Origin of the sequence: Pseudomonas sp. JH-2 (genome assembly GCF_036231725.1) — a bacterium.
In the GTDB taxonomy this organism is placed as follows: Bacteria; Pseudomonadota; Gammaproteobacteria; order Pseudomonadales; family Pseudomonadaceae; genus Pseudomonas; species Pseudomonas delhiensis.
In genome coordinates, this window is record NZ_JAZAQP010000009.1 from 103,427 (window position 1) to 122,621 (window position 19,195).

The following is a 19,195-nucleotide window of genomic DNA, read 5'->3' on the forward strand; positions in this document are numbered from 1 at the left end:
AGAACCGTCACAGGTTCCTGCTCAGAAATGCCTCGATCTGCTTGGGCGTCATGTTCTGCATGCGATCCAGCATCGAGACCGGGTCCATGGCAGCGATCGCCTCGTCGCCAGTCAGCGGCGCGCCGGCACCACCCGGAATTTCCGAGAGGCTGGCCGGGACCTGCGGCTTGGCGTTGGCGACAGCTGCTTCAGCGGCCGCCTGCACGTCCTTGGTGCTGGCGGCCTGGGCAGGCTGAGGGGGTTGAGTTGCGGCCTTGAAGGAATCGAGAAGCTCGACGATCTCGGCAGACGTGCCTTTCTCCAGGACGGCGTTGTAGCCCGCCTGTGCGAAGGTCGGCTGCTTGGCGATCCAGTCCGAGAGTTCCTTGCTCTCGATGACCGAGTCGAAGTCGGGGTGCTTCTCGGAAATGGCCCGGAAGTGCGCGTCCTGCGCGTCGCTCTGGTGCTTCTGCTGAAGGGGCGTGACCGCTTGCGCGAGCTTTGCCTCCACCAGCTTTTCCACCAGCGCCGGCACCTCCGTGCCGATCAGCGCGCGTGCATCCTTGTTGACCAGGGCACGCACGCCCTTGGCCAGATCCTGCTCGGAGAAGTCGCCGAACAGCTCGGGATCGACACCGGCGTCGATAGCTGCTTGCGCGGCTGCGGCGTTGGCATCGGTCGCAGTCGGCGCTATTCCGGCGTCGGCCCGCTGCTGAGCCTGCGCCTTCAGCGCGTCCAGCTCCTGCTGTGCGGCCTGCAGTTTGCCCAGCACTTCCTGTGCTTCGGCCTTCGCTGCCTTCTCGCTTTCACGCGCATCGACCAGCTTCTGGTAGTCGATGGTGTGCTTGCCGTCCTTGGCCAGGATCACGGCGTTTTCCGGGTTAAGCTCGCCTTCCTGCGGGCTCGGGGCGGCCTGTCCTTGGGCCTGCGGTTCTTCCTGGGGGGGCTGCTCGCCAGTGGTCGAGGTCTGCGCGTCGGATGCAGGGGCAGCGGCGGGCGCGCTGCCAGGTTCCGGGCTCGCCACGGGGGCTGCGCCGGTATCGCCCTGAAGGCTCAGCTCGATGAGCTGGGCCGCCTGCTCCGCGGTCATCTGACCATCGGGAGCGTGCAACTCGATGAACTCTGCCTGGGTAGTACTCATGCCTTGGTGTCCCGCCACATATCGCCGTGGCCGCTGGGGAACAAGTGCGGGGCATCACCGCTCCGCGCTTCGCTGTGCTGGGTGCACAACTTGCCGGCGAGTGTCGAATTCGAGGGGCAGAAAAAAGAAACCCTACAGGGGGTGCCTGCAGGGTTCCGGCGGTTCAGGAGAGGTTATCGGTGGGCGTCGGCGTCTCGATTCCGCGCTGGCCGGTCCCGGCATGGGCGGGCACTGGCGGGTAGGATGGGTTGGTGTTCTCGCGCACCGGCGCGCCCTGCCCCTGGATGTACGGCGACTGGATGTTCATGGCGGCCGTCTGGTCCGGCCGCGGGATGTTGGGATCGTCGCCCGGCAGGTTCCGGTGGCCGGACTGCTGCAGGATCACGTCGGCGATGGGCGCGATCTGCGGCATCTGCGCGACCTGGGCGCCGGCCTGCATGGCGCTGTACGCTGCCTGGACGCCGATCTGCACGGCCTTCGCGCGGATTTCGTCGATCTCGGCGTCGGTGCGCTGCTCCTTCATCGCCAGCTCGCGCATCTTCAGCTCGGCGCCGGACTTGGCCAGGGCATCCTCGACCGCCTGCTTGATGCGCTGCTCGACCTGCTCCGGGCTCTCCTGCTGGCTGGCCGCGCGGATCGCCTCGACCACCTCGCGCTTGAACGGCACATCCATGAGACTGACCAGGAACGGCAGCACGGCGGCCTGGTACTGCGGCGGCAGGGATTTCACCGCCTCGGACATGGCGTTGAGCTGCTGCCCGCGGTAGCTGTTGGTGGACGGCACGTCTTCCAGGGCCACCTTCAGCCGGGTGCGCTGCAGGTCGTTGGACAGGTACGGCATGCCGGTGTCCGGATCGATCTCGGGCTTGTTGATCACCACAGTGCGATCCGGCAGAACGGCGTCGCCCTCGATGACGATCACCTGCTGCTCGTCGCCCAGGTCCTCGATGATCATCGACAGCAGTAGCTCGCCCACCTGGGTGCGGGCCGCGCGGAAGCTGTCCATCATCCGCGCCAGCGACTGGTTGCTCTGCTCGACCTGCGTCTGCTCCTGCAGGCCGGACGTGGCTGTGCCCTCCTTGCCCATGAAGCCGCTGGTAACCGCCGACACGCGCTGGATCGATGCGCGGCTGTCGTTGATCAACTGGAAGTGCTGGGCGTTCAGTTGGAAATCACGCTTGACCTCGAAGCGCGCGCCCGGGTTGGTCCGAAAATGGTCGGCGTTGAGCACGATGTCGGCGTCGATGCGCGCCACCTGCCGGCGGAACTGCGCGTCGCTCATGTCGACGGCGCCCTTGGTCCGCTCGGTGCGCACCGCGGCCATGCCCCAGCGCAGTTTCGAGATACCGCTGTTCAGGCTGTCCTGGGGGAAGATCATCCCGCGGATGTAGCCATAGGGGACACGCGTCTGGTCCTCGCGGAACCCCCAGAACGGCGTATAGGGGAAGTGGCCATGGCTGTACGGCGACGGGCCGTCGAACAGGCAGTGCGGGCCCAGCCAGTAGCTGCGGCGCACGCGCGCCACCACCGCACGCTTCGGCTGCACCGTTCCGCTGCCGACGGCAACGACGTGCGCCAAGTTGTTGCGGTCGTACTCGACGATCCTGCCGTCGGGCGACTCGATGACGATGACGCTCACCCAGCGCCGGTACCAGACCTCGGAGAGCAGGACCTCCTTGCTGGTGGGGTTGTACCAGCGGTCCTCCTGCACGGTCCAGGCGCGCGCCTCGGCCCAGGCATTGTGCAGCCCGGTCGAGGATCCGCCATCCGCCAGTTCGATGGCCTGCTCTGCCCACCAACTGGGCCCATGGGTGCCGATGGCCTTGACCAGGTCCGCGGCGTCAGGGAACACCAGGCTGATCCGCTCGGGGCGCAGCCAGCGCTTGCGGCGCAGCCAGCGGGCGTCGCTCAGGTCGTCCTCGGTGGCCTTGAAGTCCCAGTCGATCTCGTTCCGGTGGACGTAGAGGCACCGGTACGGGTACTTGAAGGGATCGCTCTCGCGCTTCACCTCCACCCAGCCCAGGCCGACACCAATCTGCGAGCGGAAGGCGTCGCTGCACGCGGCGTCCGCCTTGCTCTGCCGCTCAGCCTGGTTCAGGCGGTAGTTCAGCGCGTCCGCCACGTCCTGACCACCAGGCTCACCGTTCGGCGAGACGCGCCAGTCGGTGCGGATGGTTGCCTCGTAGCCCTGGATGCTCAGCAGCGCCGGGCCGATCACGTCCTCGACAGCCGGCGGGATACCGAGTTCGCGCTGCTTCTGCAGCAGCTCGCTGTCCAGCTGGTTGCCGTCGGCGTAGTCGGCTTCCTTGTCGGCGATGTGCCGCCACTTCGGCTGCTGCTCCACCTCCTCGAGGAACTCGGTGTACTCCTCCAGAGTGAGCGCCAGTTCATCGCGCTTGCCGGTAGCCTCGGCGTGGTCCTGGTCGTAGATGGCGGTGGCGTCCATGGTGATTCCTCAAGTGCGCCAGTCAGGCGGCGGTGCTTCGTTGTAGTGATGTCGGTTGCCGTAGCTACCGCCAGCCAGGCCGGCGAGCATTCCCAGCTCCTTGGCCTGGGCCCACTGGCGAAATGCGTCAGCGCCTTCGCTACAGCCGTTGGCCTTGTCCGGCTGGTCGGTGTAGCGGTTGTCGGCGCGACTGAAGCGCTTGCGGTAGCCCTCCAGGCGCTGAATGCCCTTCGCGCAGTTCGTCTCGTCCAGATAGGCGGTCTTCATGTGCTTGCGCGTCTGGTGGATGCCGTTGATCAGTTCGGTGATAAGCGGCACCACCTCGAAGCGCTCGCCGGGCATCAAGTCTTCCAGCAGCTCCCGCGTGCTGCGGTTGAAGTCGCTCAGGCGCTTGTGGTCGGCGTCGTGCGGCAGGAAGTGGGTGCCGAACACATAGCCACGGTCGCGCAACTCCTTGACGTAGTGCCGCAGGTCTTCGTTGTGCGCCTCGTAGTAGTCGATGAAGCGGTCTTCGCCGCGCAGCTCTTGGTGAAACCACACCGCGCAGCCATCGCTATTGCCGATGTCCCAGAAGGTGTTCACGGGCGCATCCAGGACCAGCACCTTGCAGACGCCGCCGCGCTTGCGCAGCGCGATCATGTCCTTGGCGTACCAGTTGCCCTCGGTGCTGATCTGGAACGCCTCGGCCGGGAAGCTGGGGTACTCCTGCCACATCTTCTCTTCGGCGCCGGAGAAGTCCGCACGCTTGGTGGCCACATACCAGGCCCGCTGGTCCGGATCGATGGTGATGCGCTCGCCCATGTCGCGCAGCACCGTGGCCTCCACCTTGTCGAAATACTCCTGTTCCTCGCGGGTCAGGTCGATGGTGGACGAATCCAGGCGGTATTTCGGTTCCTGCCACCAGGCGTAGAAGTGCATCCGGTAGTCGCGCGGCGTCAGCTTCTTGCGGCTGGCGTGGTTCGCCTCGGCGATCTGGACCATCTTGAAGAACTCGCCTTCGCGGCCTTCAGCGGTCGATTCGATTACCAGAATGCCGTTCGTGGGTACGGCAGGGATGGAGCCGGTAACGACTTCCTGCGCTTTGTCCGGGTACTTGGCGCAGATTTTCCCGAACTCGGATACGTGCAGGCGGTGGATGGTGCCGGAGCGCATGGACGTGGCCACGCGCACACTGCTGTTGTTGTGGGCGAACAGCAGTTCATCGGCGTTAGCCTGCGCCGTGGGGAAGCGCTCGCGGATTTCCTCGGGCAGGTTGTCGTAGGCGAACTTCACCTTGTCCCGGAAGATGACCTTCGCCGCGTCGCGGTCCTGGGCGATAATCCCGCAGCGCTGGTCGGCGTTGAACAAGGCGTGGTCCAGCCACATGACCGCGATCAGCGTCGTGAAACCGAGCTGACGGGCCTTCAGGATCAGATTTCGGTGCCATAGGCGCCGGATGAAACGCTTCTGCGCCCGGTTCGGGCGGAACGGCATGACGAAGCTGTCGCCCTCCTCAATGCTGCCGTCCTCAGCGATCTTGTCGTCGCCCTTGATCATGATCTTGTACAGGCAGCCGGAGAACAGGCGCCATTCAGGATCGGCCAGGCAGCGCGCCAACTCTGCCGCATCCGTGGGGAGCGGCAGCAGTTCCTCGGCGTGGATGACGCGCGCGGCCACAGGTCAGTCCTCGTCCACTGGAGTGAAGGCGCTGCCAGGCGCCGGCGTGTTGTGCTCGGGATCGTCGGCCACAGGCGTGAAGGCGTTGCTGCTGTTCTTGGCGATGGCGTGCAGCAGCGAGGTGAGCGGGTCGGTCTTCTGCTCGTTGTCCTTCTCGTACAGGCCCAGGTGCTTGAACAGCTTCTCCATGGCGGCGTCCTTGGAGTGCATCTGTATCTCGATGCCGAACTTGCCTTCCTTGACGCCAGCGAACAGCGAAGCGGCCTTCTCCGACAGCTTGCGGGTATCCATCAGCACGGTGCGCGGCACGCCATTGCCGCCACATTCCGGGCAGTCGGGGTGTGGTTCTATGTTCGGGTGGTAGCCAGGGCCGCCAGCCTCATTGAACCTACCCTTCTGCGGATCAGTGCTGGCCCGCCATTCCAGGTAGTCGTTCTCGTAGGCAGCATCGGTTCGCTGGAATCGGTGGCCGATACCGTGGCAGTACCGGCAGCAGCCGACGTGGAGTTGGGTTAGCTCGCGGGCATCAGCCGTGACCTGGTTCCAGGCTTCGCGCAGCACGCGATCAGCGGTGATCTGGGTGCGCTTCTGCTGCTCAAGACGCGCGGCAGCGATTGCGGCCTGGATGACAGGTTTTGACAGGTTCTCGGCGCCCATCTGGCGGGCGGTCCTCTCGCTGTAACCTGCACGGATCGCAGCCTGTGTCGCGTTCAGGTCGACCAAGTAGTGCTCGACGAAGCGCAGCTGCAGGTCAGTCAGCCGTACCTCCGCTTCCTGTACCTTCACCTTGCGGGCACGAGACGACACACCGGAGGCCTTCTTGCTGGCTGTCGGCGCCTTGGGCTTGCGGGGGGTAGGCTTGTTGCCCTTGGTGGTCTTCGTCATGGCCGGGAGTGTTCCCGGCTGGCTGGTGGGCAGTCGAACCCTACAGGGGGACACGCCGGAAACGAAAAAGCCCGCACTTGGCGGGCTCTCTCTACTTGGTGGCTAGGACGGTCAGCACCACTGTGTTCGGCTCTGCTCCAGGGCGGAGACCACGCGGTCGAACACCAGGCCGGCGCCGGCGACGCGCATGTCGCTGCGGATCCGCTTCGCCAGGGTGGCGGGCATCAGCTTCTCGTGGGCCTGGGCCACTTCCTGCACCTGGTTCTCGGTGAGGATCAGCGGCACGTCCTTGGCCTGGGCCGGGATCACGTACAGGGCATTGTGCAGCTGGCCATGCTGCTGGTCGTCGGCTGCTGCGGTCACACCGCAATAGGCCAGGGCCAGGACTACGCAGATCAGGAATCGCTTCATCGTCTTGCCTCTCGTGTGGGGGAACACAGGGGAGGCTTGATCATCAAACGTTGCTCTGCCGGTAACGAACCTTACACAGGGTTATCAGCCACAGGCTGCGAGGATAGTGGCTACAGAGGCGCCTACTTCAAGTACTTTCGGCAATGAACTGAGCAGCGCAGAAACGATAGATCGCTTGGGCTTGCCGGTCTGGAACTGCGCCTCAACGGCTTCCACGACCTCGCTCGCGTCCTTCTTCTCGGCCTCGGACAAAGGCGCCGCCGATATCGCTTCGCGAAGAGTTCCGATCTCCTGTGCTACTTCGGAGTTGATGTTGATGACGTTCGTTGAATTGTCAGTCGAGTTCACATTCACCCGCGAGTTAACGCCAGAAAGGTTGTAGGTGATGTGCTGAACTGCCGCTTTGGCTTCTGGGATTCCCAGCTTCTTTACCTGGAGCTGGTAATGCGGGCCGATATGCCCAACGTCGTAGTAGCGAGGATCTACTACTTCGTAGGTCTCCTCTCCACCATTGCTCAAAGGCCGCACCAAGATGTCGCCCGAACTGATGATGACCTTCTCCCCCTTAATCACAATCAAGTTGCTGCCCGAAACGGTGGCTGCGATCCCATCGACCTTCGTCCCGTCCGTTTTCAGCAGGTTTACCTTGTCTCTATCGAAGATGCTCATCCATGTCTCCAGTCGCGGGGCAAAACGGCATCATTACTCGCCGCCGAGCACCAGAGCAAGCTGCGACGTCGTCGCCCCCTGACGCTCAGCGGTCAGCGCGCCCACCTGTTTCTCCAGCCGGCGCACCTTCGCAGCCAGCTCGGCAGCCAAAATCGCGTTCTGGTGACCAACCTCGATCGCGGCGTACTGCTGCCCTGCTCCCGCCATTAGCTCACCGAGCGCCCGGTTCTCCGCCGGCGTCAGGGTCAGGATGTGGTCGTCCCCGATCTCGATCTTCACCCAGCCGCCCGGGATCAAGGTCTTGGTCACCGGCCTGGCCGGCGGCAACTCCGGCGCCGGCACGAACACCCCGCGCTCGACGCGCAGCACCAGCATGTCGTCGATGAGCGCCTTGAGCCTGTCGTCGACGATGCCCGGCTTCAGCCCGGTGACCTCGGCCAGGGTGTCGCGGGTGACGATCTGCTCCTGGGCATGCAGGTCACGCACCGCCTCGAGGATGATCTGCGTGGAAGACTTCCCCTTCATCTGCTCTCCCCCTCTTTGATCAATCCGTACTCGCGGAGCAGGCGCCATTGCTCCTGCAGCCAGGCCTGGAAGTGCTGGTCAGCCACCGCCTACCTCCCTGCCGAACCGGGCGATCAACATCGCGTCAGCCAGGGCCTGGCCCTTCCCCTTCAGGTCCAGGTCGCGCACGCCGGGATACAGCTGGATGGCCCGGGTGCGGGCCGCGTCCTTGTCCTGGCCCTGGAGCGCGGCGCGCCGCTTCCAGACCTGCGGCTGCACCAGGGTGTAGGGGATGCCCAGCCCCTGCAGCAGCCCTTCCACGACGCCGGCGCCGTGGCCGAAGCTGAAGGCCGAGGCGGCGCCCATGGTCCGCTCGCCGCCGCCGGGCATGGCGCCGACCTGCTCCAGGTAGGCGTGATGCAGCGGCTGCGCGCCCAGGAAAGCGGCCACCGCGGCCCCGTTGACGCGGTTCTTGGAGCCGAGTTTCATCGTCGGCATGTGCAGGTGGCGCAGGTAGGTGTTGTTCGGGCCGAGCAACACGATGCAGCCGCTCAGGCCGGGGTCGATGCCGACGATCATGGGTGGCACCCCGCGGCAGCCAGGTACTGCTGGATCGAGGACATGAGGCTGTGATCCCCGGCGAAAAGCACCACCGCGACGGTGATGCAGATGTAGAACACGGCTTCGCTGTTCATGCGGCCACTCCCTTGATGGTGATGATTTTCTTCTCCAGCAGGCGACGCCAGGTGCGCACCATGGCGCGCCGCATGTACCACTCGCGCTCCTCGGCGCTCAACTCGTGCCGGCGGCGGCCGTCGAGCACGTCGTGGCAGTCAATGCAGGCGTAGCAGCCGCTCAGGTCGTCGGCCTTGGTGCCCATGCCCTTGCTCTCGTCCGGCAGGTGGGCGAACACTGTGGTGTCGGTGCGGTAGCTGCAGACGCCGGCGATGTTCACCGTGCACTGCTCGTCGCGGGCGGAATCCCGGACGGCCTTCGAGGCGATCTTGCCCATCACGCCACCTCCGGCATCAGCTCGGCCATTTCCGCCACCTTCTCTTCCGTCAGCGTCGGCCAGTAGCGCGCGGCGATGTGCCGGCAGATGCCCTGGTACAGCTCCCGGAAGGCCGCCTCCTCCATCGAATCGAACGAGATCGACTGCGCCACCGCGACATCCAGCTTGCCGAGCCCCGGCAGGTCGATGGTCTGGATGTCGCAGCACAGGCCGGATTCGCGCTGAAGGCGCTTCACCGCGTCGTGCGCCAGCAGGCCGTGGAAATCCTCGATCTGGTCGACGCACATGCGGCCGAGGGCGTGCACCAGGCGGTGGAACTTCAGGTTGCGCGGGAGCTTCAGCTCCGCCCGGACCTTGTCGCCGCTCTTGTAGCCCCGCTCCTTCAGCAGGAACTTGTCGATCCCGCTGTCGGCCACCAGGGCCAGGCGGACCTCGCCGGTGTCCGGGTCGACCATGCGCTTGAACTCCAGGTACACGGGGCGGCCGGCGCGCTTCGCCTTCTTCGGCTTGGCCGGGGTGGAAAGGGCTTCAGCCATGGCTCGCCTCCTGGTTCTGCAGTTGTTCGATGGCATCCAGCGCCTCGGCGTGACGCTGTTCGGCGCGCGCTACGCGCTCAGCAATGGCCCTCAGCTCCGGCTCGATCAGGCTATCCCCCTGCTTCTGGGCCTCCAGCAGGCTCCCCAGCAAGGCCTCGCTACGGCTTGCCCGACGCTGCAGCAACTCCATCGCTCCCTCCGGGGACTCACCACGCTCGGCGAGTCGTTCTTGCTGCTGTTCGCGCCGATGAGTCTCCAGCCCCTGGCGAATCTCATCCAGGCGGTTCCGCACCTTCGGCGAGGCCTCGACGACGTCTTGCGTGAGCAGCCCCGCGATCGCTCGTCCGTCCTCACCCTGTGGCGCGCCGCCATGCTGCAAGAGCAGTTGCTGCGCCACCGGCGCCGGCAGGCGGCCCAGGCGCTTGGCCGACTCGATCGCCAGCACCCGGCGCTCGGCGTCGTGCCCGAGCGACAGCGTCCAGGCCACCGGCTGTGCCAGCTGGCGCGCGGCACCGACCAGGCGGTCGTAGGCGGCGATGAACGCCATCCTCGCCCCAACATCATCGCCGGCGTCGAAGATCGGCGCCGCGGCGGCGGCGGCTTGCTGGATCTCCGGCGTGAGCAGCACCGTCTCGGCCTCGTCGTAGCCCTGCAGGGCGATCGCCCAGGCCTCGTTCGCTGCCGGGCGGCCGTCGGCGGCCTCGGCATGCTTCAGCACCGCGGCCACGGTGAACCGGCCGCCCTCGCGGCGCACGGCTTGCAGTGCTGCGGTCAGCACCGGCTCGTCGTAGGCGGCCAGGTCCTGGACCATGAGTTGGGCCGCGGCCGGCGTCAGCTGCTGCTGCATGGCCTCGGCGGTGGCGAACAGGGAGAGCAGCAGGCGGTCCTGCTGGTCAGGCGTGAGCATGGGCTTCCCTCCTCGCGCGCTGCTCGGCCAGGGCCTGCTCAGCGGCGGACAGGTTGGTGGCGGTGTTTTCCTGCTGGCGTGCCTGGGCGCCCGTGGTCGGCCGGTTGGTCAGCCACTGCGTGTGGTACGCCTCGGCATTGGCCAGCAGCAGGCCGACGGGGTGGAATTGGGCGATCACCCGGGCATCGTGGATGCACTTCACGAAGAACGCGGCGACCTTCGGGGCTTCGCTCTGTCCTACCCGGTCGATCAGCTTCGAGAGCTTGCTGGCGACCGACTCGTTCCAGACCGGCCAGGCGCCGTGGCGGGCACGGTACGCCATGGCGTAGTTCGCCCAGGTCTTGTAGGTCTTGCAGGTCGGATCCTTCGGGCCCGGCATGTCGGCCGGGATCTCGCAGCGCGGCCCGGCGTCCTGCTCGGCGCCGACGAACTCGCCGCCCGGGGAAGGCGCAGCCTCCCCGGTAAGAATCTCTGGGGTAATCTCTGGAGTAATCTCTGGAGTAATCTCTGAAGTAGTCTCTGTAAGGACTGCGGGTTTCCCGCGACCTTGCTTGCGGCTTTTCCGCGTACTTGCTTGCGGATTTTCCGCAGGCTTGTCTGCAGGATTTCCGCATCCTTGTTTGCAGGATTTCTGCAAACTGGATTGCAGGATTTCCGCATTCAAGTTTGCAGCTATTGCGTCCATGTTCACGCGGTAGTAGAGGCGGCAAGGAACGCCTTTTTTCATCTCTTCCAGGACGCCGCACTTCACCAGCTTCTTGCGGGCGCCTTCTTGCTCGGACCTGGTCATGCCTGTCTCGGCCTCCCACTCGTCCATGGTCTTGTAGAACCAGCCGTCCGCATCTTCGGTACGGCAGGTCCAATACACCGCCTGCGAGAGCATCAAGGCACCAGTGATGCCGACGCCCAGCGAGACGAATGCGCGCTGGAATGCGATCGGGCGATCAAGCATTTCCGCGAGCGTCATGCCTGGCCTCCCGCGACTCTGAAGTCGATCGTCTTGACGCCCTTCCAGCTGTTGCATGGCGCACACAGCGTCTGCAGGTTCTCGAGCGACGTGACGCCACCTTCCGACTCGGGGATGACGTGATCGGCACGAAGGGCAAGATGAGTGCCGCAACGCAGGCACCTGTAGCGATCGCGCTCAAACACCTGTGTGCGTAGCGCAAGACTGATGACGGCCTTCCTTGGCTTCGGCATCGGTTCATTTGCCCAGCTCAGCCAGCGGCCGCCATGCTTCATGGCGTAGGCATTCGCAATCCGCTCAGCGCACCCGCCACAAACGGCGGAGCCATCGACGAGCGATGAATAGTCCCGCATCGACTCCAGCGCTCGACTGGAATCGTCGCCGCATACTGGGCAGGCCGACATGATGATCGTGCTCACGGACGTCCCCATTGGCAGCACCTGAAGCAGGTGGAAAACATGGCTACCCCCTTCCCTTCTGGGCGCGCAGTTGCTCGAGCTTCCGCTCCAGCGCGGCGATCTCGTCGCCGGCGTCGGCCAGGTACTTCTCGACCAGGTACAGGACGGGCGACGCGTCCCCCGTGGCAGCAATGAAGGTCTCGAAATCGTCCAGGGTGAAGCGACAGGAATCCCCGGGGGATTGCGCCAACTTGCGAGTCAGCTGCGAGGGGGAAAGGTCCATGTCGGCGGCGATCGACTTCTGCTGCCTGCCCTGCTGGTGCACACGGGCCGCCACGTACTCACGGCAGCTGGGGTAGCTGTCGACGAGCCCTGCTTCAAAATTCAATGTCAGCTGCATTTTCTGTTTCACCCAGATTCATCGCCTTTCATCCACGTCCTGCGGGCAAATAAAAACGGCAGCCGATTCCGGCTGCCGGCGCGCCCTTCTACGCGGCATCACCTTTGCGCTGGGTGCCAGGCACGTCGTCGTGCGAGGCGAGCAACTTCCCGGCCGAGTACTTCTCCAGCACGCACTGCTGCTGGTAACTGAACCCGCCTGCTGCTTTGCATTGAGAGATTCGGCCAGCGCTGAGCCCCAACGCATCAGCGATGGCCCGGCCCGTCTTGAAATGGGTGAGGGCTTGTTCGTAGGTCACGAGAGGTCTCCGCGTGTTTTGGCGGAGTTTAGAAAAATAAACCAACGCGCGCAAGGAAACTAAACCGCATGATGTTTAGCATCCTAAACATGGACTTCGCAGATCGCGTCAAAGAACGCATGAAGGCGCTGCAGCTCAGCTCAGTTGAGTTGGCTCAGCTCGTGGGCGTCTCAAAGGGCTCCGTCACTCACTGGACGAATGGAACCAACCAGGCCGGTGGGAAGAGACTTATCGCCCTCGCGAATGCCCTGGGATGCTCGGCCGAATGGCTTGCCAATGGAGAGGGCGCTGACTCGATAAAGGTCAGCGAGGAGCCTGACACACGCTCAGATGCTCAGGAGCCACCGGCCAATTCGACAGCGGCCTCCATGGTTCTGGATATGCTGAAGAAACACGCCGGGAAAAGCCTGAACAGCGCAGCCCAGCAGCGCATAGCCCAGGCAGTGGCGGACAGTCTTGCCGAAGGAGGATCTCCGGCGGCGCCGTCGAGCAATGTCATCGTGGGCGACTTCTCCCGGCCCGTCGGCCTGGTCGGCGACGAGATCCGCATCGCGCACTACGACATCCGCGGCGCCATGGGCAACGGCCAGGTGCCGGCCGACTACATGGAAATGCTCCATGACGTGAAGGTCAGCCAGTCGCACCTGCGCAAGATCGGCGTCTCCTTCGAAGACCCGAACCACCTGAAGATGGTGTATGGCTGGGGCCAGTCCATGGAGCCCACCATCAAGCACGCCGATCCGCTCATCGTCGACATCAGCATCAACCAGTTCAACGGCGACGGGATCTTCATCTTCACCTGGCAGGGGCACCTCTACATCAAGCGCCTGCAGGTCCAGGATGCCGACCACTTCGAGATGATCTCGGACAACAAGAAGCACAAGGACCGGTCCATCCGCATGGATGAGACCTACATTCATGCCCGGGTGCTGCTGGTGTGGAATGCTCATCTAGTCTGACTGTACGTTAGGAGCGGGTAGACGCTCACAGGGAGGACGTATGCGGTAACGGAAGATGGGTTTCGTGGGGATGGCAGGGCGCGGGGCGCTCTAATCGCGACGCTCACGCACCATTGGATGCACTGCCCTGCGGAGGCTGGTTTGGGAGTGACGAGTCGCGTAGCAGAGCTCGCTGTTTCGCCATCTGACGAACGTCTCGGTTTGTAAGCCTTTTGCCAATGACAAACCTGATGATCGCTACCATACTCTGCGCAATTTGCTAAAGAGCATATTGATGGACGTACTTGACATTTCTCTGTCGGTCTTGGAATGGGCCGCAAGCCAAGTGGGCAAGTCTTTCAACGACCTCGCTTCTGAGGTTGCGACCGGAAAAGGAATTGATCGCGTACTGGAAGGGAAACTGACAGTTCGTCAATTAGAAAAGGTTGCTTCTCTCACGCACACCCCTTTTGGGTTCCTATTCCTTCAAGCACCGCCCAGCCTGGAAAAGCCTCGCTTGCCTGATATGCGGCAGGTTGCATCGCCTGACCCTCTCGGGCCGGACTTTTTTGAAGTTCTAGAAGATGTGCTTGAAAAGCAAGCTTGGTACATCGACTATCTAAAAGACATCGGCGCAGATGAACTCAGCTTCGTAGGCAAATACAGCCCTTCCGCAAAGGTCGAGGAAGTGGCACGTGATATTGCCAAAGTTGCGGGAATCGATACAAGCCTGAAGAAAAGATGCTCTAATCCAGAGGAGTATTTTAGAGCACTAGCCGAACGTTTCGAATCGATTGGGATTCTAGTATTCAAGAATGGCGTAGTCAAAAACTCTTCCAAGAGAGGGCTTTCGGTATCCGAATTTCGAGGATTCGCCATTTGCGACTCGATGGCACCTGCCGTTTTTATAAATGGAAAAGATTCTGAAGCAGCGTGGATTTTCACACTCGCACACGAAATTGCCCATATCTGGATTGGCGAAAGCGGCGTATCGGACATTCCCTCGCCCAAAGACTTTAGAGAAGCCGACAAAATTGAAAAATTCTGCAATGCAGTAGCTGCTGAGCTTCTCGTTCCTCAAGATGAATTTCTTGCCTTAGTCGCTAGGGATGGAATTTTATCCATCGACCAAGCCAGTAGGGTATTCCGTGTAAGCCGCCTTGTAGTAGGGCGGAGAGCTTTTGAAATGGGTTTCATAAGCAGAGAAGAATATGGAAGTTTGTATGCTAAAAGCTATAAGCAGGCTGGATCGGGTGGAAACCCCTACGCAACAATACCAGTTAGAAACAGCAAAAAGGTAACCAGCGCGATCGTAAAAAGCACAATGGAAGGAACGACATTAATACGCGACGCGGCGCGCCTATTGAATGTCACCCCCGAAACCATTGTAAACATTTATAAAAAGAATATTCGCGCCCATGCATAAATACTTAGTTGACGCCAACATTTTCCTCCAAGCCAAAAACCTCTATTACAGGTTTGAGTTTTGTAGCCACTTCTGGAGCTGGATGCTGACTGCGCATGGTGCGGGCCTCGTCTGCTCGATCAACAAAGTTAAGAAAGAACTAACTAACGGCGATAAAGAAGACCCGGCTCGCAAGTGGGCAGAAGAACTCCCAACAACATTCTTCCTTGCAGACGAATCCGATGCAAAAGTAATGGAAAAATACGCGGAGATAATGGCATGGACCGCGAGAAGTACCCATTATAAGGATCAAGCCAAACGACAATTCGCGGACAGCAATGTAGCAGACGCATTCCTATTAGCAACCGCCATGGCTTATGGGTACGACATTATTACTCACGAACTCCCAAACCCCGAGAGAAAGAACAAAATTCAACTACCCGATGCCGCCTCCGCATTTGGAATAAAAACACATTACGTCTATGACATATTAGCCGAGAACTCCAATACCGATTTTAGCTTTGCAAATAAGCCGAAAATTTAATTCGAAAAAGCGGATGCCGATATAGCGAATTAAATTGCTTCAAACCTGATCTGCGTCGACCAAGGCCCATGGCCTGTAGCCTTCCTTCTTCGCCGCTTTCTCGGCTTCCAGAATTGCCTCGGTCCTGCTGATGCTCCGCGAGCGGTGCTCGAAGCGGAATGCCGGGCCGCTGGCTTCCCTCACGCTCAAGACCACCAGGTAGCCGCCAACCGGCCTGCTGGCGTCCTTTGTCGTCTTCTTTTTGACCGGAGCAATCCCCAAGGCTTCGCGCATCTGAAGTTCGAGGTCTTTGGTAGAAGGCATCTGGCTGGACTCGCAGAGAGGGGCGGCGATTATCGCAGCTTCCAGGGCTCGCCGGTGCCCATTCGCTGGGCGGTACATCATTTCGATACCGCCCCTCCCTGGAACCAATTAGAACGGCGCCGGCTCCTCGTGCAGGTGCTCCACCACCATTTCTTCGCTGTAGACCTCCTCCCCGCCGGCGTCGGCACCCTCCTCCTCTGACGGCTGCCACGTCAGCAGCACAGTCCCGTCCTCGTTCCGCGTCATCTCAAGGCCTTCCGTCTCGGCCAAATCCTCGAGCACCTGGCGCCACGTCAGCTCCGTGTCGCTGTCCAGCCGCCAAATCGTCGTTCGGCGGTCAGCCTGCGCCTTCGGGTTGTTGATCATCGCCGACACCCGCAGGCGTAGGCGGTCAACGCCGTTCATGCCGCTGCGGTCCTGGTCTGCCGTTCTCTTCTGCTGCTTGACCATAAGCCTCTCCCTTCGCTGTATATTCATACAGTACTTTCAGATTTTTCCTTTCGCAATCCCCTCCCTCGCTCCGTCCTTTCGGTTTATATATCTAAATTTCTTCTTGACCTGTTTCGTTTAGTTTTCTAAATTTCGCTTCAGCGCCATCGCATCACTGGCGCCAGGCCATCAGGCCGCGCTCTTTACATAACTCAGGATCTTCGCGGCGGATCCCCGGAAACGGGACGCAGCAATGCGACCGGCTCGCCCAGCGGCACAGCCCTGGGTGGGTCGGACAGCGCGAATCAGAAATTCCGCCCCATGCCGGCTCTGGAACCGGCCAGGTCAACGACCTGCACGACCGATAACGCTTACCTGGTGCGCTGGGTGGGCGGGCGTGAACAAGTCATCGCCCAGCCGGATGTGGCGCGTAACGCCGGCCAGAGATACCCGATTTCCTCGATGCGCTTCCACCAGAGGCGCATCCGGGAAGACAACCGCCCGCAGGGCGCAGCAGAAGGGAGAACCGAGATGGACGAGACCAAGCTGAAGTTCCAGCGCCGCATGATCAACGCCATTGAGCGCGGCGACATGTACTCGCTTGAGAACTGGACCACCTACGAGCTGCACGACCTTGAGTTTGCCGCCGAGACCTGGGGCGCGAAGAAGGCCCAGGCGGCAATCCTGAGCGAACTCGATCGCCGCGATTTGCAGGTCAAGCTGTGCGTGGCCACTGCGCGCGATGCGAACCACGTTCGCATCCGCATGCTGAAGACCGGCTACCCGCAGCACGCCAGCGCAGCGCTCGGCATGCGCGTTGCCTCCATGGTCAGCGCCCGTGAGCACGCCGGCCAGGTCGGCAAAGTGCCGCGCCTTCTTGCGCAGCTCCAGGCCTAATCCGCCGCCCTGCCGACGGCAGGGGCTCCCGAGAGCATCACTTCTGCACCTGGGCGACCGGGTGCAGCGGGATGCCAACCAGGAGAACCACCATGGACCAGCAACAGAACGTCGTAGCAGCGAAATGCACCTACTGCGGCAATCCCACCGAAGCCCCGGTGAAGGCAAAGATCATCGACCAGGCCTACGACAACGTGCGCCGCAAGAAGTACGTGCGCACCAGGGAGTTGGAGTTCTGCAGTAGGGCGTGCGCCGGCTACTACCAGATGAGTTGCGAGGGCTGAACACCATGAGCAAGAACGATGGCGGCCCGGCCTTCCCGGTACACGATCCCTTCAATCTGGAACCAGCGAACGTGGACGAGATGAAGGCCTTGGCCTCTGGAATGTCCCTCCGCGACTACTTCGCGGCGAAGGCAATGCAGGCGCTCATACAGAACGCCGGCGGCGATATGTCGGCCCGGCAAGACGTGGCGGTGCATGCCTACGGCTTCGCCGACGACATGCTCGCCGCCCGAAACGCCTAATCCGATCCCCTGGCCCAGCCAGGGCGCATCGGAGAGTGATCGGCAGCTGAGCCGGGCACCTGACTTGTAATCAGGCCGTAGCCGGTTGGAACGCAAGCAGCCAACGCAGACGCCAGGGGGACGCCCCGCGCCGATCACTCCCCGCTGCGTGAGCAGCTCCTTGCAGTTTCCCTCGCATTCGCCCGGCTCCGGCCGGGCTCTTTTTCACGCCCGCATCCGACAGCACACGCCCACGGCGCCCACCGGCAGACACCCGTGGCGGCCGTGTGCTGCCGCATGCCGGCGACACCGAGGAATACCAACATGATCGACCTTCGAGCCCTCTGCACCAAGAAGCTGGCGCCGCCGGCGCCGCTGCCCTACGTGAGCCGCAAGGCCCTGAAGCGCGTCCCCAACGCGCTCCCGGCGCCGACCATCTGCGAGTGCGGCGGCCAGGTCGTGCTGATGAACAACAGCGCCATCTACGGCCGCGAGTACGGCGACTGGCCCTACGTTTACGCCTGCACCGCTGTCGGCTGTGGCCGCTACGTCGGCCTCCACCCGGACACGGACCTGCCGCTGGGCACGCTGGCCGACAAGCCGCTGCGCGACGCCAGGAACCGCTGCAAGAAACCCTTCGAGCGCATCTGGCGCGAGGACTGGATGCGCCGGAAGGAAGCCTACGCCTGGCTGGCCCAGGACATGGGCATCAGCACTGAGGAATGCCACTTCGGCCTGTTCAGCACCCAGCAGTGCGAGCAGGCCAAACAGCTCTGTGACCAGTACCTCGCCGAAAGGGAATAGCCATGCAGCCACGTAGCGATTACCGCAATCGCGCGGCGCTCCGCCGTGCCCAGGCCGCCCTGGATGGCGCAGAAGATCCCGCCTGGGATGAGCCCGATCCCGAACCGGAAGACGAACCGGAGGAGGATGAACCGGAATGACCAACTTCGAGTACATCCGGCAGCAGATCGCCGAGTGCGCCACGTCGAAGGTTCCGCTCTGCCAGATCAGCTATGTGCGCGGCCTGATCGATATGGCCGAGCGCACCCAGGCCATCACCACTGGCGAAAGCATGCGCCTCGGCGCCGATCTGCTCGACCAGGACCACGCCTATACGGACAGGCTTATCGGGAGGACACGATGACCACTCGCCCCGTCACCAGCATCACTGACGAGCAACTGACGGACCTGGAGAGGAGCGATGAGTTCAGCCTCCGGCATATGGCTGGCCCAGTGCAACTGCTGATCGACAGCTACCGAGCCGCCGCCTCGGAAAATGTCTCTCTCCGCGGTAACTGCGCAGGCATGGGCAGGGAGATCAAGAGCCTGCGCGGCTCCATCGCCGAACTCACGGCCAAGAACAGGGCTCTCCGCCACGCCCTGACACGACTGGCTCGTGATGCCCTTGCCGAAGCGGAGGAAAAGCCATGAGCCGCCGTCGCCTCCTCCTCGAAATTGCCGCCGCGGCCGGGGTACTCGGCATCGTCGCCCCCTTCTACGGCTGGCTCGCCTGGGAGCTGATGCCGAAATGAACCCGAAGCGCAAGGCCATCCTGCTCGGCGCCATCGGCGCCAGCGCCCTCTACCTCCTCCTGATGCTCGGCCCCGCTATCGGCGGCCACATCACCGCAGAAACGCCGGCCGCCAGCGCCGGGAAGTGAGCCACCAATGACCAAAGCAGAACAGCGCCGCCAGCGGACCGCTGCGAGACGCATCGCCCGCGCCAAGGAACTCGAATCCATCACCAGCGATGACGTGTTCATCAGCTTCGGCGACGTCGAGCTGATGACCGGCATGAGCAGGGCAACGATCTACCGCCGCATCGCCGCCGGGGAATTCCCCAAACAGGTGCAGCTCAGCGAATCCGAGGCCCGAAATGCGGCCGTCGGCTTCCCCCTGGGCGAGGTGCGGGCCTGGATCAACGCCACCAAGCAGGCCCGCACTGCGGCCTGACCACGGAGAA

General features: G+C 62.8%; 29 protein-coding genes and 1 pseudogene. 13 read left to right on the plus strand and 17 right to left on the minus strand.

Annotated elements, in window-relative coordinates; genetic code table 11:
- Positions 1-7 precede the first annotated feature (7 nt).
- The 15 genes from VV867_RS08875 to VV867_RS08945 form a co-directional block, all read right to left on the minus strand.
- A complete protein-coding gene (locus VV867_RS08875; RefSeq protein ID WP_043312911.1) occupies positions 8-1,120 on the minus strand; it encodes a hypothetical protein in 1,113 nt (370 codons plus the stop codon).
- A 163-nt stretch (positions 1,121-1,283) separates the two neighbouring features.
- Positions 1,284-3,566 (minus strand): portal protein, encoded by a 2,283-nt coding sequence (locus tag VV867_RS08880; protein WP_328566137.1) that lies wholly within the window; start codon positions 3,564-3,566, stop codon positions 1,284-1,286.
- A 9-nt stretch (positions 3,567-3,575) separates the two neighbouring features.
- Positions 3,576-5,222, minus strand: a complete 1,647-nt coding sequence (locus tag VV867_RS08885) for a hypothetical protein (protein ID WP_043312907.1) — start codon at positions 5,220-5,222, stop codon at positions 3,576-3,578.
- Between the two features lie 3 nt (positions 5,223-5,225).
- The gene (locus tag VV867_RS08890) at positions 5,226-6,107 is read right to left on the minus strand and encodes a terminase small subunit (RefSeq protein ID WP_328566138.1); all 882 of its coding nucleotides are present in this window, start codon (positions 6,105-6,107) and stop codon (positions 5,226-5,228) included.
- 111 nt (positions 6,108-6,218) lie between these two features.
- A complete protein-coding gene (locus VV867_RS08895) occupies positions 6,219-6,518 on the minus strand; it encodes a hypothetical protein (RefSeq protein ID WP_267853084.1) in 300 nt (99 codons plus the stop codon).
- A gap of 84 nt (positions 6,519-6,602) precedes the next feature.
- A complete protein-coding gene (locus VV867_RS08900; protein WP_328566139.1) occupies positions 6,603-7,187 on the minus strand; it encodes a hypothetical protein in 585 nt (194 codons plus the stop codon).
- A gap of 33 nt (positions 7,188-7,220) precedes the next feature.
- Positions 7,221-7,712, minus strand: coding sequence for a hypothetical protein (locus VV867_RS08905; protein WP_328566140.1), 492 nt, complete (start codon positions 7,710-7,712; stop codon positions 7,221-7,223).
- A gap of 78 nt (positions 7,713-7,790) precedes the next feature.
- Positions 7,791-8,270, minus strand: coding sequence for a hypothetical protein (locus VV867_RS08910; RefSeq protein WP_328566141.1), 480 nt, complete (start codon positions 8,268-8,270; stop codon positions 7,791-7,793).
- 112 nt (positions 8,271-8,382) lie between these two features.
- On the minus strand, positions 8,383-8,703 hold the full coding sequence (locus VV867_RS08915; RefSeq protein ID WP_328566210.1) for a nuclease domain-containing protein: 321 nt from the start codon (positions 8,701-8,703) through the stop codon (positions 8,383-8,385).
- Complete coding sequence (locus tag VV867_RS08920; RefSeq protein WP_328566142.1) at positions 8,703-9,239, minus strand: hypothetical protein; 537 nt, start codon at positions 9,237-9,239, stop codon at positions 8,703-8,705. Before VV867_RS08920 ends, VV867_RS08915 begins: the two co-directional genes overlap by 1 nt.
- Positions 9,232-10,146, minus strand: a complete 915-nt coding sequence (locus tag VV867_RS08925) for a hypothetical protein (protein WP_328566143.1) — start codon at positions 10,144-10,146, stop codon at positions 9,232-9,234. Before VV867_RS08925 ends, VV867_RS08920 begins: the two co-directional genes overlap by 8 nt.
- Positions 10,133-11,113: a hypothetical protein gene (locus VV867_RS08930; RefSeq protein ID WP_328566144.1), complete on the minus strand. Its 981-nt coding sequence runs from the start codon at positions 11,111-11,113 to the stop codon at positions 10,133-10,135. The genes VV867_RS08925 and VV867_RS08930 overlap by 14 nt, the downstream gene beginning before the upstream one ends.
- Entirely contained in the window at positions 11,110-11,532 is a 423-nt protein-coding gene (locus VV867_RS08935) for an HNH endonuclease (protein ID WP_328566145.1), read from the minus strand. The genes VV867_RS08930 and VV867_RS08935 overlap by 4 nt, the downstream gene beginning before the upstream one ends.
- 43 nt (positions 11,533-11,575) lie before the next feature.
- Positions 11,576-11,911 carry a hypothetical protein gene (locus VV867_RS08940; RefSeq protein ID WP_267853094.1) on the minus strand — a complete coding sequence of 112 codons (336 nt, stop codon included), beginning with the start codon at positions 11,909-11,911 and terminating at the stop codon, positions 11,576-11,578.
- Between the two features lie 88 nt (positions 11,912-11,999).
- Positions 12,000-12,209, minus strand: coding sequence for a hypothetical protein (locus VV867_RS08945; protein WP_328566146.1), 210 nt, complete (start codon positions 12,207-12,209; stop codon positions 12,000-12,002).
- Positions 12,210-12,298: 89 nt separating this feature from the next.
- Here VV867_RS08945 and VV867_RS08950 point away from each other — a divergent pair.
- The 4 genes and pseudogenes from VV867_RS08950 to VV867_RS08965 form a co-directional block, all read left to right on the plus strand.
- A pseudogene (locus VV867_RS08950) lies at positions 12,299-12,484 on the plus strand (helix-turn-helix domain-containing protein); the annotation flags it as partial.
- Positions 12,485-12,589: 105 nt separating this feature from the next.
- Entirely contained in the window at positions 12,590-13,168 is a 579-nt protein-coding gene (locus tag VV867_RS08955) for a S24 family peptidase (protein ID WP_328566211.1), read from the plus strand.
- 274 nt (positions 13,169-13,442) lie between these two features.
- Entirely contained in the window at positions 13,443-14,573 is a 1,131-nt protein-coding gene (locus VV867_RS08960; RefSeq protein WP_328566147.1) for an ImmA/IrrE family metallo-endopeptidase, read from the plus strand.
- Positions 14,566-15,096: a DUF4411 family protein gene (locus VV867_RS08965; protein ID WP_328566148.1), complete on the plus strand. Its 531-nt coding sequence runs from the start codon at positions 14,566-14,568 to the stop codon at positions 15,094-15,096. Before VV867_RS08960 ends, VV867_RS08965 begins: the two co-directional genes overlap by 8 nt.
- Positions 15,097-15,135: 39 nt before the next feature.
- Here the strand turns inward: VV867_RS08965 and VV867_RS08970 are convergent, their stop codons facing one another.
- Together VV867_RS08970 and VV867_RS08975 are read right to left on the minus strand one after the other, a co-directional pair.
- The gene (locus VV867_RS08970; RefSeq protein ID WP_328566149.1) at positions 15,136-15,399 is read right to left on the minus strand and encodes a hypothetical protein; all 264 of its coding nucleotides are present in this window, start codon (positions 15,397-15,399) and stop codon (positions 15,136-15,138) included.
- A gap of 108 nt (positions 15,400-15,507) precedes the next feature.
- The gene (locus VV867_RS08975) at positions 15,508-15,849 is read right to left on the minus strand and encodes a DUF1654 domain-containing protein (protein ID WP_328566150.1); all 342 of its coding nucleotides are present in this window, start codon (positions 15,847-15,849) and stop codon (positions 15,508-15,510) included.
- A 300-nt stretch (positions 15,850-16,149) separates the two neighbouring features.
- Between VV867_RS08975 and VV867_RS08980 the strand changes: the two genes are divergently transcribed.
- The 9 genes from VV867_RS08980 to VV867_RS09020 all read left to right on the plus strand — a co-directional run bounded on the left by VV867_RS08980 (position 16,150) and on the right by VV867_RS09020 (position 19,185).
- Positions 16,150-16,725 carry a hypothetical protein gene (locus VV867_RS08980; RefSeq protein WP_328566151.1) on the plus strand — a complete coding sequence of 192 codons (576 nt, stop codon included), beginning with the start codon at positions 16,150-16,152 and terminating at the stop codon, positions 16,723-16,725.
- Between the two features lie 92 nt (positions 16,726-16,817).
- On the plus strand, positions 16,818-17,009 hold the full coding sequence (locus tag VV867_RS08985) for a hypothetical protein (RefSeq protein WP_328566152.1): 192 nt from the start codon (positions 16,818-16,820) through the stop codon (positions 17,007-17,009).
- A gap of 5 nt (positions 17,010-17,014) precedes the next feature.
- A complete protein-coding gene (locus tag VV867_RS08990; RefSeq protein ID WP_267853101.1) occupies positions 17,015-17,251 on the plus strand; it encodes a hypothetical protein in 237 nt (78 codons plus the stop codon).
- A gap of 303 nt (positions 17,252-17,554) precedes the next feature.
- Positions 17,555-18,034, plus strand: coding sequence for a zinc-finger-containing protein (locus VV867_RS08995; protein ID WP_328566153.1), 480 nt, complete (start codon positions 17,555-17,557; stop codon positions 18,032-18,034).
- Between the two features lie 2 nt (positions 18,035-18,036).
- On the plus strand, positions 18,037-18,174 hold the full coding sequence (locus VV867_RS09000; protein WP_328566154.1) for a hypothetical protein: 138 nt from the start codon (positions 18,037-18,039) through the stop codon (positions 18,172-18,174).
- Positions 18,171-18,377: a hypothetical protein gene (locus VV867_RS09005; protein ID WP_328566155.1), complete on the plus strand. Its 207-nt coding sequence runs from the start codon at positions 18,171-18,173 to the stop codon at positions 18,375-18,377. The genes VV867_RS09000 and VV867_RS09005 overlap by 4 nt, the downstream gene beginning before the upstream one ends.
- Positions 18,374-18,664 carry a hypothetical protein gene (locus VV867_RS09010; RefSeq protein WP_281686735.1) on the plus strand — a complete coding sequence of 97 codons (291 nt, stop codon included), beginning with the start codon at positions 18,374-18,376 and terminating at the stop codon, positions 18,662-18,664. Before VV867_RS09005 ends, VV867_RS09010 begins: the two co-directional genes overlap by 4 nt.
- Before the next feature lie 97 nt (positions 18,665-18,761).
- On the plus strand, positions 18,762-18,893 hold the full coding sequence (locus VV867_RS09015) for a hypothetical protein (RefSeq protein WP_281686734.1): 132 nt from the start codon (positions 18,762-18,764) through the stop codon (positions 18,891-18,893).
- A 7-nt stretch (positions 18,894-18,900) separates the two neighbouring features.
- Positions 18,901-19,185 (plus strand): helix-turn-helix transcriptional regulator, encoded by a 285-nt coding sequence (locus VV867_RS09020; RefSeq protein ID WP_328566156.1) that lies wholly within the window; start codon positions 18,901-18,903, stop codon positions 19,183-19,185.
- The last annotated feature ends 10 nt before the right edge of the window (positions 19,186-19,195 follow it).

Coding starts and splice junctions, on each gene's coding strand:
- VV867_RS08920 (WP_328566142.1), bottom strand. CDS start 9,239: ATGGCTGAAGCCCTTTCCACCCCGGCCAAGCCGAAGAAGGCGAAGCGC.
- VV867_RS08975 (WP_328566150.1), bottom strand. CDS start 15,849: ATGGTCAAGCAGCAGAAGAGAACGGCAGACCAGGACCGCAGCGGCATG.
- VV867_RS08965 (WP_328566148.1), top strand. CDS start 14,566: ATGCATAAATACTTAGTTGACGCCAACATTTTCCTCCAAGCCAAAAAC.
- VV867_RS08915 (WP_328566210.1), bottom strand. CDS start 8,703: ATGGGCAAGATCGCCTCGAAGGCCGTCCGGGATTCCGCCCGCGACGAG.
- VV867_RS08985 (WP_328566152.1), top strand. CDS start 16,818: ATGGACCAGCAACAGAACGTCGTAGCAGCGAAATGCACCTACTGCGGC.
- VV867_RS08955 (WP_328566211.1), top strand. CDS start 12,590: ATGCTGAAGAAACACGCCGGGAAAAGCCTGAACAGCGCAGCCCAGCAG.
- VV867_RS08925 (WP_328566143.1), bottom strand. CDS start 10,146: ATGCTCACGCCTGACCAGCAGGACCGCCTGCTGCTCTCCCTGTTCGCC.
- VV867_RS08960 (WP_328566147.1), top strand. CDS start 13,443: ATGGACGTACTTGACATTTCTCTGTCGGTCTTGGAATGGGCCGCAAGC.
- VV867_RS09010 (WP_281686735.1), top strand. CDS start 18,374: ATGACCACTCGCCCCGTCACCAGCATCACTGACGAGCAACTGACGGAC.
- VV867_RS09020 (WP_328566156.1), top strand. CDS start 18,901: ATGACCAAAGCAGAACAGCGCCGCCAGCGGACCGCTGCGAGACGCATC.
- VV867_RS08995 (WP_328566153.1), top strand. CDS start 17,555: ATGATCGACCTTCGAGCCCTCTGCACCAAGAAGCTGGCGCCGCCGGCG.
- VV867_RS09000 (WP_328566154.1), top strand. CDS start 18,037: ATGCAGCCACGTAGCGATTACCGCAATCGCGCGGCGCTCCGCCGTGCC.
- VV867_RS08895 (WP_267853084.1), bottom strand. CDS start 6,518: ATGAAGCGATTCCTGATCTGCGTAGTCCTGGCCCTGGCCTATTGCGGT.
- VV867_RS09015 (WP_281686734.1), top strand. CDS start 18,762: ATGAACCCGAAGCGCAAGGCCATCCTGCTCGGCGCCATCGGCGCCAGC.
- VV867_RS08910 (WP_328566141.1), bottom strand. CDS start 8,270: ATGATCGTCGGCATCGACCCCGGCCTGAGCGGCTGCATCGTGTTGCTC.
- VV867_RS08940 (WP_267853094.1), bottom strand. CDS start 11,911: ATGCAGCTGACATTGAATTTTGAAGCAGGGCTCGTCGACAGCTACCCC.
- VV867_RS09005 (WP_328566155.1), top strand. CDS start 18,171: ATGACCAACTTCGAGTACATCCGGCAGCAGATCGCCGAGTGCGCCACG.
- VV867_RS08980 (WP_328566151.1), top strand. CDS start 16,150: ATGCCGGCTCTGGAACCGGCCAGGTCAACGACCTGCACGACCGATAAC.
- VV867_RS08890 (WP_328566138.1), bottom strand. CDS start 6,107: ATGACGAAGACCACCAAGGGCAACAAGCCTACCCCCCGCAAGCCCAAG.
- VV867_RS08905 (WP_328566140.1), bottom strand. CDS start 7,712: ATGAAGGGGAAGTCTTCCACGCAGATCATCCTCGAGGCGGTGCGTGAC.
- VV867_RS08930 (WP_328566144.1), bottom strand. CDS start 11,113: ATGACGCTCGCGGAAATGCTTGATCGCCCGATCGCATTCCAGCGCGCA.
- VV867_RS08990 (WP_267853101.1), top strand. CDS start 17,015: ATGAGCAAGAACGATGGCGGCCCGGCCTTCCCGGTACACGATCCCTTC.
- VV867_RS08875 (WP_043312911.1), bottom strand. CDS start 1,120: ATGAGTACTACCCAGGCAGAGTTCATCGAGTTGCACGCTCCCGATGGT.
- VV867_RS08900 (WP_328566139.1), bottom strand. CDS start 7,187: ATGAGCATCTTCGATAGAGACAAGGTAAACCTGCTGAAAACGGACGGG.
- VV867_RS08880 (WP_328566137.1), bottom strand. CDS start 3,566: ATGGACGCCACCGCCATCTACGACCAGGACCACGCCGAGGCTACCGGC.
- VV867_RS08970 (WP_328566149.1), bottom strand. CDS start 15,399: ATGCCTTCTACCAAAGACCTCGAACTTCAGATGCGCGAAGCCTTGGGG.